This window comes from Halomonas sp. 72, from assembly GCF_052379785.1.
In the GTDB taxonomy this organism is placed as follows: domain Bacteria; phylum Pseudomonadota; class Gammaproteobacteria; order Pseudomonadales; family Halomonadaceae; genus Vreelandella; species Vreelandella citrativorans.
On sequence record NZ_JBQSYY010000001.1, the window covers coordinates 98,540 to 111,977 of the forward strand.

Annotated in this window: 15 protein-coding genes; 6 read left to right on the forward strand and 9 right to left on the reverse strand. The window is 53.7% G+C overall.

What is annotated here, in order from left to right; genetic code table 11:
• The first annotated feature begins 185 nt into the window (after nucleotides 1-185).
• On the forward strand, nucleotides 186-1,079 hold the full coding sequence (locus tag ACT3T6_RS00465; RefSeq protein ID WP_193054814.1) for an AraC family transcriptional regulator: 894 nt from the start codon (nucleotides 186-188) through the stop codon (nucleotides 1,077-1,079).
• Between the two features lie 20 nt (nucleotides 1,080-1,099).
• On the opposite strand, the gene ACT3T6_RS00470 is transcribed toward ACT3T6_RS00465, so the two are convergent.
• Nucleotides 1,100-1,525: a VOC family protein gene (locus ACT3T6_RS00470; protein ID WP_087106298.1), complete on the reverse strand. Its 426-nt coding sequence runs from the start codon at nucleotides 1,523-1,525 to the stop codon at nucleotides 1,100-1,102.
• Between the two features lie 130 nt (nucleotides 1,526-1,655).
• Between ACT3T6_RS00470 and ACT3T6_RS00475 the strand changes: the two genes are divergently transcribed.
• Nucleotides 1,656-2,525 (forward strand): LysR substrate-binding domain-containing protein, encoded by an 870-nt coding sequence (locus tag ACT3T6_RS00475; protein ID WP_193054813.1) that lies wholly within the window; start codon nucleotides 1,656-1,658, stop codon nucleotides 2,523-2,525.
• 99 nt (nucleotides 2,526-2,624) lie between these two features.
• Here ACT3T6_RS00475 and mqo read toward each other — a convergent pair whose 3' ends face one another.
• Nucleotides 2,625-4,328, reverse strand: coding sequence for a malate dehydrogenase (quinone) (gene mqo, locus ACT3T6_RS00480; protein WP_193054812.1), 1,704 nt, complete (start codon nucleotides 4,326-4,328; stop codon nucleotides 2,625-2,627).
• Nucleotides 4,329-4,470: 142 nt separating this feature from the next.
• Here mqo and ACT3T6_RS00485 point away from each other — a divergent pair, with 142 nt between their 5' ends.
• Complete coding sequence (locus ACT3T6_RS00485) at nucleotides 4,471-4,689, forward strand: DUF3820 family protein (protein ID WP_172117222.1); 219 nt, start codon at nucleotides 4,471-4,473, stop codon at nucleotides 4,687-4,689.
• 2 nt (nucleotides 4,690-4,691) lie between these two features.
• Here ACT3T6_RS00485 and ACT3T6_RS00490 read toward each other — a convergent pair whose 3' ends face one another.
• From ACT3T6_RS00490 to ACT3T6_RS00510, 5 genes are all read right to left on the reverse strand, one after another.
• Nucleotides 4,692-5,033, reverse strand: a complete 342-nt coding sequence (locus ACT3T6_RS00490; protein ID WP_172117223.1) for a hypothetical protein — start codon at nucleotides 5,031-5,033, stop codon at nucleotides 4,692-4,694.
• A gap of 96 nt (nucleotides 5,034-5,129) precedes the next feature.
• Nucleotides 5,130-5,492, reverse strand: coding sequence for a ribbon-helix-helix domain-containing protein (locus tag ACT3T6_RS00495; protein ID WP_193054811.1), 363 nt, complete (start codon nucleotides 5,490-5,492; stop codon nucleotides 5,130-5,132).
• Between the two features lie 133 nt (nucleotides 5,493-5,625).
• The gene (locus tag ACT3T6_RS00500; protein WP_192527830.1) at nucleotides 5,626-6,195 is read right to left on the reverse strand and encodes a DJ-1/PfpI family protein; all 570 of its coding nucleotides are present in this window, start codon (nucleotides 6,193-6,195) and stop codon (nucleotides 5,626-5,628) included.
• Nucleotides 6,196-6,321: 126 nt separating this feature from the next.
• Nucleotides 6,322-6,828, reverse strand: a complete 507-nt coding sequence (locus ACT3T6_RS00505) for a metallophosphoesterase family protein (RefSeq protein WP_193054810.1) — start codon at nucleotides 6,826-6,828, stop codon at nucleotides 6,322-6,324.
• Between the two features lie 209 nt (nucleotides 6,829-7,037).
• Nucleotides 7,038-9,143 carry a methyl-accepting chemotaxis protein gene (locus ACT3T6_RS00510; RefSeq protein ID WP_193054809.1) on the reverse strand — a complete coding sequence of 702 codons (2,106 nt, stop codon included), beginning with the start codon at nucleotides 9,141-9,143 and terminating at the stop codon, nucleotides 7,038-7,040.
• A 329-nt stretch (nucleotides 9,144-9,472) separates the two neighbouring features.
• On the opposite strand from ACT3T6_RS00510, the gene ACT3T6_RS00515 reads away from it, so the two are divergent.
• The 3 genes from ACT3T6_RS00515 (at nucleotide 9,473) to ACT3T6_RS00525 (ending at nucleotide 11,135) form a co-directional block, all read left to right on the forward strand.
• Complete coding sequence (locus ACT3T6_RS00515) at nucleotides 9,473-10,420, forward strand: D-2-hydroxyacid dehydrogenase family protein (protein WP_193054808.1); 948 nt, start codon at nucleotides 9,473-9,475, stop codon at nucleotides 10,418-10,420.
• Nucleotides 10,421-10,491: 71 nt separating this feature from the next.
• Nucleotides 10,492-10,908, forward strand: coding sequence for an alternative ribosome rescue aminoacyl-tRNA hydrolase ArfB (gene arfB, locus ACT3T6_RS00520; RefSeq protein ID WP_193054807.1), 417 nt, complete (start codon nucleotides 10,492-10,494; stop codon nucleotides 10,906-10,908).
• 26 nt (nucleotides 10,909-10,934) lie between these two features.
• Nucleotides 10,935-11,135, forward strand: a complete 201-nt coding sequence (locus ACT3T6_RS00525) for a DUF1289 domain-containing protein (protein WP_087106321.1) — start codon at nucleotides 10,935-10,937, stop codon at nucleotides 11,133-11,135.
• Nucleotides 11,136-11,184: 49 nt separating this feature from the next.
• Here the strand turns inward: ACT3T6_RS00525 and ACT3T6_RS00530 are convergent, their stop codons facing one another.
• Both ACT3T6_RS00530 and ACT3T6_RS00535 read right to left on the reverse strand, forming a co-directional pair.
• Nucleotides 11,185-12,207, reverse strand: a complete 1,023-nt coding sequence (locus ACT3T6_RS00530; RefSeq protein WP_412767873.1) for a proline racemase family protein — start codon at nucleotides 12,205-12,207, stop codon at nucleotides 11,185-11,187.
• A 23-nt stretch (nucleotides 12,208-12,230) separates the two neighbouring features.
• Nucleotides 12,231-13,409 carry a zinc-binding dehydrogenase gene (locus ACT3T6_RS00535; protein ID WP_193054805.1) on the reverse strand — a complete coding sequence of 393 codons (1,179 nt, stop codon included), beginning with the start codon at nucleotides 13,407-13,409 and terminating at the stop codon, nucleotides 12,231-12,233.
• Between the last annotated feature and the right edge of the window lie 29 nt (nucleotides 13,410-13,438).

The following is a 13,438-nucleotide window of genomic DNA, read 5'->3' on the forward strand; positions in this document are numbered from 1 at the left end:
GGTGATCCTCGTAACCGTGAGGACGCCTGACCATTATTCGCCGATTAAACCGCAATAACGATGAGCGAAGCTCCGTATTTTTTGCCTATTTCTCCAAATCAATGTGATGAAATAACAAAAACAAACCGATATTATGGCACTATTATCCGAATCCACCCATTTTTGCACGTTTCTGGCAGGTCTCCATGAGTTCGTTGTTTCCTACCTACCCGCCCTTGGCGCGCACTATTGCAGCGCTAACCCAGGCAGACGGCATCACTCAGACGCACCTACCGGGCGTCTCGCTGCTGTGCTTGGGGCGCCATCAAGCTCGCACTCCGTTACTGTACGAGCCCAGCTTGACCGTTATCGCTCTGGGCCGGAAAGTGGGCTATCTGGGAGATCGTGAAATTCACTACAACCCCGGCCACTACCTGGTACAGACCCTGCCGCTGCCGTTTGAGTGTGAAACTCATGGCTCACCCGAAGCACCACTACTGGGTATTTCAGTAAAGCTGGATCCGCCCCTGTTAAGCGAGATGGTCATGGCTATGGGCGATGCCGGCGCACCCGCCCTTTCTCCCAAGCCCATGGCATCCGTTGCCATGACAGAAGGTATGCAGCATGCTGTTGCCCGCTTGGCAAACACGCTGAAATGCGAAACAGAGTGCGCGGTCATGGGGGTGTCGCGCATCCGTGAGGTGGTTTTCGAGGCGCTGAAAGGAGAACAGGGGCCCGCACTCAGGGCGCTGGTGAACGGCCAAGGGCACTATTCACGCATTGTGCAGGTGCTATCGAAGCTTCACGTAAACTTCGCCGATGAGTTTACGGTTGAACAGCTGGCTCAGCGAGCCAGTATGAGCGTTTCGACGTTCCATCACTATTTCAAGCAGATTACTCGCGCCTCGCCTGCCCAGTACCTAAAGCGGCTGCGGTTGATAAAAGCCCAGCAGCTTCTGTCGCAGCAGGGCCATAATGTCAACCAGGCGGCATTGGCGGTCGGCTATCGTAGCGTGCCGCAATTCAGCCGAGACTATAAACGCTACTTTGGCGAATCTCCCCTGCAACATCGCCGCCAAGAGCAGATGCTGCAAGGGTAGTTATCGCTTACTTGGCAAGCTCACTTTGCAAATATTTGGCTCTTGTCCTTGAACGCCTTGAACTCTAGCGCGTTGCCACAGGGGTCGAGCAGGAACATGGTGGCTTGCTCGCCCACTTCACCTTTAAAGCGTACGTAAGGCTCAATCACAAAGACGGTGTTGCGTGACGTCAAGCGCTCGGCAAGTGCTTCCCACTCATCCCACTCTAAAATTACGCCGAAATGCGGCACCGGTACGTCGTGGCCATCTACCGGGTTGGTATGGGCATTCTCTTGGCTGGGCGTTTTAGGGTGGCCGTGAATTACCAGTTGGTGACCAAAAAAGTTGAAGTCGACCCAGTTGTCACTGGAGCGCCCTTCTTCCAGACCAAAAACGTCGTTGTAAAAAGCCCGGGCTAGCGCTACATCGTAAACCGGGATGGCCAAATGAAAGGGGGAAAGGCTCATAGTGGTCTCCTGCTCGCTCTCGTTATGTAATGAGTGACACGAAGTGCCAACCCGCGATGGTCATCCTAGGCCGAGCCTTATAAAAATAAAATCAATATCTTTTTCGCCAATTCACAAATATTATTTATTAATGATACGAGAGCTTAAAACCCTAACAGCCGTCGCTCAAGAAGGTACCTTTGCCTCGGCAGGCCAGAAAATTGGCTTAACGCAAGCGGCTGTTAGCGCACAGATGAAGCGGCTGGAAGCACAGCTGGGCGTTACCCTGTTTGCCCGAAAAGGGCGTGCGGCGGTATTAACGGCGCAAGGCCAGGACGTTCTTCAACAGGCGCATACCCTACTCGCCCTTTATCGGACACTTGGCGAAGCCAATACCGACAAGCCTGCCAGCACACCGGTGAACATAGGCGCTATTGCCTCCATTCAGCGCTCGCTACTGCCCAGTGCCTTGGCTCGTTTTCACCGAGCCTATCCCGACTGCCGGAGCCGCGTGTTGCCGGGGCTCTCCATGGCGCTGGTCAATCAGGTGGATGCAGGCGAGCTTGATATGGCGGCCATTATTCGCCCGCCTTTCTCACTGCACAGCGATTTACGCTGGACACCACTAGCCCATGAACCTTACCGCCTAATCGTCCCGGCCTTAACGGAAGGCGATGATTGGCGCAAGCTGCTCAGCCGCGAGCCTTTTGTGCGTTACGACCGCACCTCGTTTGGCGGCCGCCAAGTCGACCGCTTTTTACGCGCCCAGCACTGTCATGTGCATGAGCTGTGTGAGGTGGACGAGCTGGATACCATTATCCAATTGGTGGCCAACGGCGTGGGCATTGCCCTGGTGCCAGAGGTAGCCGCCCTGCAGCCCTGGCCACCAGCGGTGCGCGCCATCCCGCTGGGTGAACATACGTTTCATCGGGATGTAGGATTGATTCATCACGCAAACAGCCAATTAAGCGCCCCTGCCCGCGCCCTTACCCAATTGATTTGTGAAGCCACCGATCCTTAGGATAAAACCAAAAAAACGCCAGCCCCTTACAAGGGGCTGGCGTTTTCAAGCGCACTTGATATGACACAACCGTGCATTCAAGCGTGAGCAGGCAAAATCTTACAGAGCAACTTCTTCTGTTTCAGCGTCCTGCTCTTCGCTTTGTGCATCAGCGTTTTCGTCAACGCTGCTCTCATCACCGGCATCAGAGGCTTCTGATTCAGGCTGCGCGTTTTCAACTTCCGCTTGAACGTCTGTGTCTGTTTCAGCAACATTCATCGGCTCGTTCAGCTTAAGCGCTTCTGCCGTGTATACCCGCATTTCACGCAGCAGCTCCGGATTTTCAGAAAGACGCTGGCCGTAAGACGGTACGATTTCGGTCAGCTTTTCCTGCCACGCATCGCTTTGCACTTGCTCAGCAAACACGTTTTCCAGCAAATGCAGCATAATGGGCGGCGCGGTTGAGGCACCGGGTGAAGCCCCCAGAAGTGCAGCGATTGAGCCGTCTTCAGCACTTACCACTTCGGTACCAAACTGCAGCAGGCCGCCATGTTCAGGGTCGTTCTTGATGATTTGAACCCGCTGACCGGCGGTCCAAAGCTTCCAGTCATCGCTGTTCGCTTCAGGGAAAAAGTCCTGCAGCGCTTCAAAGCGGTCGTCATCGGACATCATTACCTGACCCACCAGGTAGCTCACCAGATTGAAGTTATGCAACCCCACCTGGGTTGTCGGCCAGATATTGTTAAATGTTATGGAGCCAAACAGGTCGGTCCAGGAGCCTTCTTTCAAGAACTTGCTTGAGAACGTGGCAAATGGGCCAAAAAATAGCGCAGGCTCGCCATCCAGGTTGCGGAAGTCCAGGTGCGGAACCGACATCGGCGGAGAACCTTCACCGGCTTTGCCATACACCTTGATCTGGTGCTGGGCGACAACCTCAGGGTTGGTGGTGTAAAGGAACTGGCCACCCACCGGGAAACCGGCGTAAGCGTCCGCTTCCGGAATACCGGATTCCTGAAGCAGCGGCAGCGCAGCACCGCCCGCACCAATGAACACAAACCGGGAATCGATGGTGGTTTCATCACCGTTTTCCAGGTTTCTGATCGTCACGTGCCAGGTACCGTCGTCATTACGCTCAAGACCGCGCACTTCACTGTTAAGCGAAAGCGTGAAGTTATCGCTATCGCCCAGGCCTTCGACCATCTGGCGAGTCTGCGCACCGTAGTTAACTTCCGTACCCATCTGCATACGAGTCGCGGCAACCGGCGTGTTCTCATCACGACCAGCCATCACCAGCGGCATCCACTCAGCGATTTCCTGGCGATCTTCCGAGTATTCCATGCCTTCATAAAGCGGGTTTTCGGTCATGCGTGCGTAGCGTTCGCGCAGGAAAGCGACATCGTCTTCCCCCCACACCAGCGCATGATGCGGCACCGAATTAATAAAGGCTTTCGGGTCGCTCAGGATGCCCTGATCGACCTGGTGGGCCCAGAACTGGCGGGAAATTTCAAACTGCTCGGTAACGTTAACCGCACGCTCAATTTCAACGTGGTCGCCATCACCCGGCGTATAGTTCATTTCCATGAAGGCAGAGTGACCGCTGCCTGCGTTGTTCCAGGCATTGGAACTCTCTTCAGCAACCTGGCCCAAGCGCTCGTAAAGATGGATATCCCAGTCGGGTTCTAATTCTTGAAGATAGGTACCTAGTGTGGCGCTCATGATGCCGCCACCAATTAATACAACATCAACAGGCTCATCCGCCGCAACGGGCATCGCTGCAAACGCTAAAAGCGGTGTGCAGAGTAAAAAACGTAAATGTTTATGCATGTCATATCCTGACGATACAGAAATAACTTGCCGAAGCTATAATTGCCCGGCATCGAGGGGGGTATTGACTTCGACTAAAGTCTAGCAAAATTAGATCTTTTCGGAAACCAATGCGATAGACACGCACAAAGGAAAGTAAGACATGAGACCTGAAGACCTTGAAAAACTGGTAACTCGCACCATGCCGTTTGGCAAACACCAGGGCTGGCTCATTGCCGACTTGCCGGGGCCCTACCTTAACTGGTTTGCGCGGGAAGGTTTTCCATCGGGAGAGATTGGCCAACTGCTGCAACTAATGCAGGAAATTGACCATAATGGGTTAAGCGACTTGCTGGAGCCGTTACGCAAGCCGTCCAAGTAAGGTTACGCGTTTGAGCGCGACGCCAATACCTGCTGATATTCATGACGATACGCCTTGGCATGTTGCGTGGCGTCATCGGGAAAGCGCCCCAGCGCTACGGCCAGCTCAAAAAAACCAGCAGCGGGCATATTATCGCCCCGGCGGCTTACCACCAGCGCGGCGATAAACGGCTGATGGGCAGCAGCATCATCGCGCATAAGCTGCTCTAGCGCCTGAGCCACCCGCTGAATAGTACGTGGAGGTGTCAGACCCAACGCCGCAGCCACTTGCTGATAGGTGATCGGTAATGTTTTTTCGGGTGCCGTGGTGAGTAATTGGCGCACGGCAGTCGCAACATCTGTCATAAAAACCCTGTTAATGTCTGTCTCACGTACTGTCTCACCTACTGTCTCACGTACTGGCTTTATCGCTACTCACTATCACGCTGAGACGGTCAGTGATTAGTGAACCTGGCGGTGCCGGGAGCGGCCTTCACGCACGAGTATCTCCTCAGCATCCAGCGTCGCAATCGGTATCTCATGCTGAGTGGGAATATCTCCCGTTAGTTGAAGCGCCTGATAGCGTAGCGCACACACGCGTAAAAACGAGGTGAAGTTGCCCAAGTCGTGTCCGGCATCGATAGATTCATGATACAGGCGAGTAATCAGTTGAGCCGTATTCATACCATCACGCGTGGCGATCTCTTCCAAAATGAGCCAGAAGTAGTGCTCCATTCGCACGCTCGTCACCATGCCATCAATACGCAGTGAATGCGTCGCACTGGACCATAATTCAGGATTGGCGTGAATAAAGAGTTTGCACATGGGTGTGATCTCTTAACGTTCAGATAAGCCGTTAGCATAGTGGACAAATACGCTACGCGCCTAATGTCTGTTAGGTGCATGTCAGTTAGGCGCGTAAGCTTTGCTTTGTATGATGATGCTAACGGCCCAGCGCTCACTGGTTTAGCAGTGCCATAAATTGAGCAAGCCAAGCTGGGTGGGCAGGCCAAGCGGGCGCCGTCACCAGATTGCCATCGGTTACCGCTTCACTTACCTCAATGCTGGCGAAATGTCCGCCTGCCAACTCAACTTCTGGCTGGCAAGCCGGGTATGCCGAACACTGCCTGCCTTTGAGCACGTTTGCAGCGGCTAGCAATTGCGCGCCGTGGCAAATCGCAGCAACAGGCTTATTGGCTTCAAAAAAGTGCCGAACCATCGCCAACACATCCTGATTCAAGCGTAGGTATTCCGGGGCACGCCCGCCGGGCACCACCAGTGCATCATAATCAGCGGGATCAATACGCTCAAAATCGGCATTGAGCGCAAAGCGGTGGCCAGGTTTTTCAGAATAGGTTTGATCACCTTCGAAATCATGAATCGCCGTCGCCACGGTGTCGCCCGATGCCTTGCCAGGGCAAACGGCATCAACCTGATGACCAACAGCCATCAATGCCTGGAAAGGCACCATGGTCTCGTAATCTTCAGTAAAGTCGCCGGTAATCATCAGAATGCGCTTGCTGGTCATCTCCGTACTCCTTCTTGTTTTGTCGTTGCGCACACGCTGCGTGTGCCAAACAAGCCTAGCAAGCACGTTTTCGATAGCGGTAGTACGCCATTACTACACTGATTTTTTTATAGCGAAAACACGCGGTCAAACCGGCAGATGCATAATGGCACGCTTTATGTGGCGCTCTTCAAGCCATAATTTGCCAAGGGTAAGGGGAAGCTTAAATCGGCGCTTGCCCGCCGCACCAGGATTAAATAACAGACGATCCTCCTGCCATTCATTGCGGGGCTTATGAGAGTGGCCGTGCAATATCACATCACAGGGCGTCGCTGCATTAAAATCAACAAAGCGATGTACCAAGTGTAACCGCCAACCATTCACGGTAAGCGACTGAGTGAGCGGCAATGACGCCGCCCAAGAGGCAGTATCGATGTTGCCTTTAACCACCAGCAGCGGGGCTATTTGTTCAAGGCGATCAAGGATTACCTTGTCCTCAGGCTTTTGGCCGACATCGCCTAAATGCAAAACCAGCCCACAACCTTCCAGGCAAGAGTGTGCTTCCTCGCGTAGCAACCCATGCGTGTCGGCAATGACGCCAATAGGCGCTTCAAGGGTTAATATGTGATGTTCAGGCTCAATGCACCAAATCACTCGTATGTTCCTTACCGTTCAAGAGCGTGAACTCCTTGTCTTTCAAGGCAGGCGTGTTACAGCGTATCGCCTTGCTGCCGCTCTGGTTATGCACGTTCATGGGCTGTTTATCAATCAGTGTAGTCACGGCCTGAAGCAATCAACCCCCGAAACGTAAAACAGCGAATGCACCGTAGATGCATTCGCTGTTAACAGGCAATACGATGACGCTAGGTCAGTCGTGCAGGCACCTCTTTATAAGGCAATGAACGTACTTGCTGCCCCGCGTCACCGCTCACCTGGAATCGGCTCACCAGCAGATGCATATCGCCAGCTCGCGCATCAAGTTCGTGGCTTGCGCTTGAAGCATCCTGAACCAAGCGGACATTTTGGTGGGTTACCTGATCCAGCTGCGAAATCGCCTGATTAATCTGCTCTATACCCGTCGACTGCTCCTGCGTGGCATCGGCAATTTCTGTCACGTAGCGAGTGACTTCTGACAAGCTATCGATGATTTCTTGAAGGTGCGTGCTGGACGCATTAACCAGTTGCTCGCCTTCACTGACTTTGGCCACGCTGTCAGCCACCAAGTGACGAATTTGCGCTGCCTCATCGGCACTGCGACCGGCAAGTTTACGCACTTCCTGGGCGACCACGGCAAAACCACGCCCCTGCTCCCCTGCACGAGCGGCCTCAACAGAGGCGTTTAGCGCCAGCAAGTTGGTTTGGAAGGCAATATCATCAATGGCTTTAATGATCGAGGTGATTTTCTCACTCGCTTCACGTATATCCCCCATCGCCGCCGTTGTACGTTTGGCGACATCCCCCGCCGAGCGTGCCCGCTGATCGACACCTCCACTGGCACCTTTTGCCTGATCCGCATAGTCGGCTGTCTGCTTCACGGTAGAGGTGATTTGCTCAAGACTGGAAGCCGTTTCGGCTAGCGAGGCGGACTGCTGATCCGTGCGTTGTGACAGGTTCTCATTACCCGAAGCAATTTGTCGGCTGCTTTCGGCAATCGCCTCAGCGCTTTCACGCACCTGGGCAACCATACCTTCAAACGTGTCCATCATACGGTTGAACGCTTGGGCAGTTTGGCCGACTTCATCGTCTCGCTGTAGATCAAGACGTTGTGACAGATTGGTATTTTCGCCACCTACGCCACTAATGTTCTCCATTTGCCGGCGCATGGCCACCAGCGGGCCAAGTACACGTACCAGCGTACGCCAGCCAAAAATCGCCAGCAGAGCGACAACGCCTAACGTGACAGTGATCAGTAAAGTGAGCCCGGCGGCGGCCAGTGTTTCTGCCTGGTCAACCGCATTGTCCGCCTGCGCCGCCGCATATCGCTCTACGTCGCTCAGCGTCTGCTCTATTTGTGCCATAGCGCTTGCCACGCTCACTAGCGCCTCCTGAACCTGGCGACCTAATTCCAGCTGCTGTTCACGGAGCCGGTAAACAGACAAGGCGTCAGTGATCATCACGCTTTCCAGTCGATTAATATCCTCTCTCAAGGCATTGACCATCGCTACCTGGCTTCTTTCTGAATCAGGTGCATCGTTAATCGCCGTTAACCAGTCACGCATCTGAGTGAACTGGGGTTCGATAGCGTTCTGGCGCAGCGTAGACAGCGCTTCGGCATTTGTGGCCTGCACCATTTGATGGCCATAACCCGCCAGCAATGCCAACGCAGTGCTGACATTCGCGCTGTAACGGCTGATATCCGTGCCTTCAACCACCAGGCTATCCAGCACCGTTGTGGGTAACGTGGTCATGCCATCTTCACGCCACGCTTCCATTAACTCACGCTGCTCGCTCTGGTAGCGCTGCTGGTTAATCACTGAGACGTTGGCCACTTCTTCAGCACTGCTCATGGCATTACTGATTAACGTCTCCATTTGCGTCAACGTAGTGGCCGTGTCTGCTTTTAGGCCAAGCTCCGTCTGGCGGGCCGCTTCAAGCGCTGCGTCACCCACACGTAACGCATCGTACTCATTGTTCAGGTTTTCCAGTTGCCCTTGGAGCCCCTCTTCTCCTAATCCCCGACGAGCTTCCAGAAAGCGCTGATTAAGTGTCTCTTCCGTGACAATGCTATCCAGGTCAGACGCGCTTTCTGCAGCGAGCAGTTCGTTATGACGCTGGCCGAAGGCCGCCACGGTGAGCACCAAACGACGACTGGCATCCTGAAGAGGCAGTACATCGTCGGTAATAGTGTGTTGAACGTTGATTAGCCGCTGGTTGGTAAACCAGCCGGTCACGGCAAGCGCAACCGCGCCCAACATGGCCACAATAAAGAGGCTGATGAGCATGGTACGTATACTTAACGTCTTTTTCATTGTGCGTGTTCGCTTGTGTCAGAAGTCATGCAGGAGCGTCTACTTTTGGTGAAAAAGTACCACTAGCCAGGCGGTCAAGGATAACCGTTACAACCAAAACCGGGCATTTATTTTCTAAAAAAAACCGTCAGTTAAGGTGTGTTTTCCTTTTGAAATTACGTGATACAGAAGCCTACAGGACTTAATATCGGCAACAAGCGGCTTAACTATAATCGCACGTTCGCTGCCTATTGATTACCAAGCAAGAGCGGAGTATCACGTTGTTTCAGCCTCGCTTTAGCGTAAGGCCTTTTAGGGTTGCTACATACTTAGAGAAAAGGAACGAATCAATGAATATCGTGATACCTGATGATTACCAGGACTGTGTACGCCATTTGGATGCCTATGCAATGCTCAACGGGCACAACGTAACTATTTATCACGATACGCTGACCGATTTTGAGGCGTTGGTGGCACGGTTTTATCACGCGGATGCGCTTGTGTTAATTCGTGAACGTACCCCTATCACTGCAGAGCTGCTTGAACGCTTACCCAATTTAAAAGTGATTAGCCAAACTGGGGGCGGTGCGGCCCATGTCGACCTAAAAGCGTGTCAGCGCCACGGCGTTACCGTTATGACAGGTAAAGGCTCGCCGCACGCGGCGGCCGAATTAACCTGGGGATTGGTACTTTGCGGCATGCGCCACCTGCCTGAAGAAGTAGAGAACCTTAAAGCTGGCCGCTGGCAGCGAACCCTGGGCACCGGGCTAAAAGGCCGCACAATGGGGATTTTTGGCTTGGGCAAAATTGGTAGCCTGGTGGCCCGTTACGCGCAGGCATTTGAAATGAACGTGCTGGTATGGGGGCGTGAAGGCACCAGAGCTCGAGCCATGGACGCCGGGTTAACGGTTGCCGAGAGCCAGCAGGATCTTTTTAAACGTGCCGATGTGCTTAGCCTACATCTGCGCCTAAACGATGAAACGCGGGGTATTGTGACCGCTGACCATTTGGCCTGCATGAAACCCACAGCGCTTCTGGTAAACACTAGTCGCGCACCGTTAATTGCATCAGGTGCATTAGTTAGCGCCCTCGAAGCAGGCAGGCCAGGACGCGCGGCGGTTGATGTTTTCGATAGCGAGCCGACCTGCGACGATCCTCTGCTCACCCTGCCCAACTGCGTGGCGACGCCTCACTTGGGTTATGTCGAAAAAGATAGCTACGAGCTCTACTTTGGTGACGCGTTTGCGAATGTCGTCGCATTTAGCAACGGTGAGCCGGTCACTAATCTCACCTCTTAAATCCCGTCGCTGCGACCACCTCTGTGTCAAGTGTGCTAGCCTTATTACTCACCTGTGACACAGAGGACTTGATGCTCACTATTTCCAACCATGTTGCCTTGGCCGACTGGGAAATTGATATTAGCCAAATTCGCGCTCAGGGTGCAGGCGGTCAGAACGTCAACAAAGTGGCGTCAGCGGTACATCTGCGCTTTGATATTTCACGCTCTACCCTGCCGCCGTTTTATAAAGAACGTTTGATAGCACTCAATGATCAACGCATCAGTAAAGAGGGTGTGGTGATTATCAAGGCGCAAAGTTATCGCACGCTGGAGCTTAATAAAGAAGATGCCCTTGCTCGCCTGAAAGAATTGATCATCAGCGCGACTCGGCAGCAAAAGGTACGCCGCCCGACAAAACCCACCAAAGGCTCCCAACGACGTCGCGTTGACCATAAGACCCGCAAAGGAAAAATCAAATCGCTACGTGGTAAAGTTTCCTCTGCGTAAGCGCTATTGAGTCAAGTGAATTGCGCATGACCACCGTTTCCCGACCGCTCTCTCCTTGCATCCAGCACTGCCAGCTAGACACGACAAATACGTGCCAAGGCTGTGGCCGTACGTTGGATGAAATTGCCTATTGGGGCCAAATGACCGAGGCCGAAAAAGCCCCGGTCTGGGAGCGCCTGGAAGCGCAGGGCTATATCGCGTTAGCCGAGATTAGCCACCCGACGTAACAGAGCAGTGATTAACAGAGCAGTGATTAACAGGGTATTGATTAACAGATTAGTGGTTAACAGAGTGGCGGTCGCTCAAAATATGGTGCAGCTCACCGCAGGAAACCAGAGGGTCATCACAGTTGATCACGATATCCGACTGAGCCAGCACATAGCTGCGCCCGGTAATCGTATTTTCAACCACCTGGTAGGCGCCTTCCTGATGAGTCCCTGTAAACGTGCCAATAAACCCGGTTTCACGTAGCGAGACCGTTTCCAGTTTATCCCCTATGTTGAGTCGACCTTCGTAGTTCATTAACGCGAGCCTGGCGGAGGTGCCGGTGCCGGTAGTACTGCGACAAATCACACCTGGATGAACGTAGGTTGTTGAACGAGAGCGTACATACCCTTCACCCACTTGCTCTTCGGGGCCCATAAAATGCAGGAAAGGCAGCGGACCTACATCACCCAGCGTGTAGTGGGAAAAGCCGCGTTGAGCTTGCAAGGCCTCAACAATTTTATGCGCACAGGCCGAAAGCGCCTGCTCTTCCTCACGAATAAGCTTAAAACCAAGCTCGGCAGCATCCACTAGCGCGTAAAAGCCGCCGCTATAGGCGACAGAGTACGTCACGGTGCCGATACCAGGCACCTGGATGGTATCGCGGTAGGTATCAATATAGCTGGGCAAACCTTCACAGGTAACCGACTCGACCACGCCGTTATGCACACGCGCCTCGATATGTACCAGGCCTGCCGGGGCCTCCAACGAAAACTGCTGAATGCCTTCCTGCTTAGGCACAATCCCACACTCAAGCACCGCGGTTGCCGTACACAAGGTATTGGAGCCTGAATAGATCGGGTAGCCCATGACTTCCATAATGATATAACCCGCAGCGGCCTCGGGGTGCGTCGCTGGCACCAGTAAGTCCACCGACATCTCCGGAATACCGTAGGGCTCTTCCAGCAGCAAGCGACGCAAGCCATCGGCATCATCGCGCAGGTACTCCATTTGCTCACGCACCGTGGCGCCCGGCAGAGCATCAATCCCACCCGTTACGATTCGGCTGACATCGCCACCCGCATGAGTATCCATTAATTGAAGCGTATGGATCTTTTTCAAAGGCGTTGCTCCTGAGCGTTTGTTAGTGCAAAAGGTGCGCCGTGGGTATCCCACTGCGCATCCGGAACAATGACAATTTTGCCGAGATAATTGCTGCCCCGATTAACAAAATAGCGCTCGGCGTCATGCAGTTCAGAAAGCTTGAACGCCGCATGGAGAACAGGCTTGAGTTCACCACTACGAATCCAGGCGATTAGCTGCTCGGCTTCTTCACGAGTACCATGAGAAACGCCAAATATCTGCACCTGGTAAAGGTAAATACGCGTCCACATGATCTCACTGAGATTACCGCCGCTGGCCCCTGCTATGGAAAGGCGCGGATAGGATTGGCGGTGCTGCATATCAACAATCATGGTATCGATAAACAGATCAGTCATCTCGCCGCCGACCAAGTCCATCACCGCATCAATTGGCTTTCCGCCAGTGGCTTCTAAGACGCGCTCAACAAAGGTCGGCAGGTCGCCACGGTCAATAACGGCTTCGGCGCCTAACGCTTGCAGCGCAGCGGCTTTATCAGGCTGACTGACCGCATAAGGAACGGCACCGATAATACGGCATAGCTGAATGAGCGCGGTGCCTACGCCGCCACTGGCACCGCTTACCAACACGCGCTCGCCAGCCTTGATGTGTGCCGAGGTCATCATATGGTACGCCGTTTGATAGGAGCACATGCCCATCGCGGCTAGCTCAGCGTCGCGGAGTTCGGGATTATCAATGGAGTGGAACTGGTCTGCGGGTACCGCAATATACTCAGCGTAGCCGCCATCGGCCCCATGGCCGTAGTAGTCGGGAGTTAGATTGATATCCCGGCGCTCATCCGCATAAATATTGAAATCAAGCAGGCCACGCTGGCCAATACGCTCGGCATCCACGCCTTCGCCTACCGCTACGATACGCCCGGCCACATCTGCCCCCTGAATACGCGGAAACGTTAAGGTGGGCGTGCCGCCCATGGCAAAAGACGTCACGTCGCCTTTCTCTTTGGTGGGATACAGGCCTTCACGCGCTTTACGGTCGGTATTATTTTTCGCGGTCGCCGTCACTTGGACCAGAACATCACCTGGGCCGGGTAACGGCGTGTTGACATCTTCACGGTAATGCAGTTGTTCGACGCCACCATGCCCGACCAAGAGCATGGCAGCCATCGTAGAAGAAACGGTGGTAGATTCAGGCATTGTCAGGCTCCTTGATACAAAGGAATAAG

Excerpts from the sequence above, each read along its gene's own strand:
- ACT3T6_RS00465 (WP_193054814.1), top strand. The coding sequence starts at position 186 with ATGAGTTCGTTGTTTCCTACCTACCCGCCCTTGGCGCGCACTATTGCA.
- ACT3T6_RS00470 (WP_087106298.1), bottom strand. The coding sequence starts at position 1,525 with ATGAGCCTTTCCCCCTTTCATTTGGCCATCCCGGTTTACGATGTAGCG.
- ACT3T6_RS00475 (WP_193054813.1), top strand. The coding sequence starts at position 1,656 with ATGATACGAGAGCTTAAAACCCTAACAGCCGTCGCTCAAGAAGGTACC.
- mqo (WP_193054812.1), bottom strand. The coding sequence starts at position 4,328 with ATGCATAAACATTTACGTTTTTTACTCTGCACACCGCTTTTAGCGTTT.
- ACT3T6_RS00485 (WP_172117222.1), top strand. The coding sequence starts at position 4,471 with ATGAGACCTGAAGACCTTGAAAAACTGGTAACTCGCACCATGCCGTTT.
- ACT3T6_RS00490 (WP_172117223.1), bottom strand. The coding sequence starts at position 5,033 with ATGACAGATGTTGCGACTGCCGTGCGCCAATTACTCACCACGGCACCC.
- ACT3T6_RS00495 (WP_193054811.1), bottom strand. The coding sequence starts at position 5,492 with ATGTGCAAACTCTTTATTCACGCCAATCCTGAATTATGGTCCAGTGCG.
- ACT3T6_RS00500 (WP_192527830.1), bottom strand. The coding sequence starts at position 6,195 with ATGACCAGCAAGCGCATTCTGATGATTACCGGCGACTTTACTGAAGAT.
- ACT3T6_RS00510 (WP_193054809.1), bottom strand. The coding sequence starts at position 9,143 with ATGAAAAAGACGTTAAGTATACGTACCATGCTCATCAGCCTCTTTATT.
- ACT3T6_RS00515 (WP_193054808.1), top strand. The coding sequence starts at position 9,473 with ATGAATATCGTGATACCTGATGATTACCAGGACTGTGTACGCCATTTG.
- arfB (WP_193054807.1), top strand. The coding sequence starts at position 10,492 with ATGCTCACTATTTCCAACCATGTTGCCTTGGCCGACTGGGAAATTGAT.
- ACT3T6_RS00525 (WP_087106321.1), top strand. The coding sequence starts at position 10,935 with ATGACCACCGTTTCCCGACCGCTCTCTCCTTGCATCCAGCACTGCCAG.
- ACT3T6_RS00530 (WP_412767873.1), bottom strand. The coding sequence starts at position 12,207 with ATGGATACTCATGCGGGTGGCGATGTCAGCCGAATCGTAACGGGTGGG.
- ACT3T6_RS00535 (WP_193054805.1), bottom strand. The coding sequence starts at position 13,409 with ATGCCTGAATCTACCACCGTTTCTTCTACGATGGCTGCCATGCTCTTG.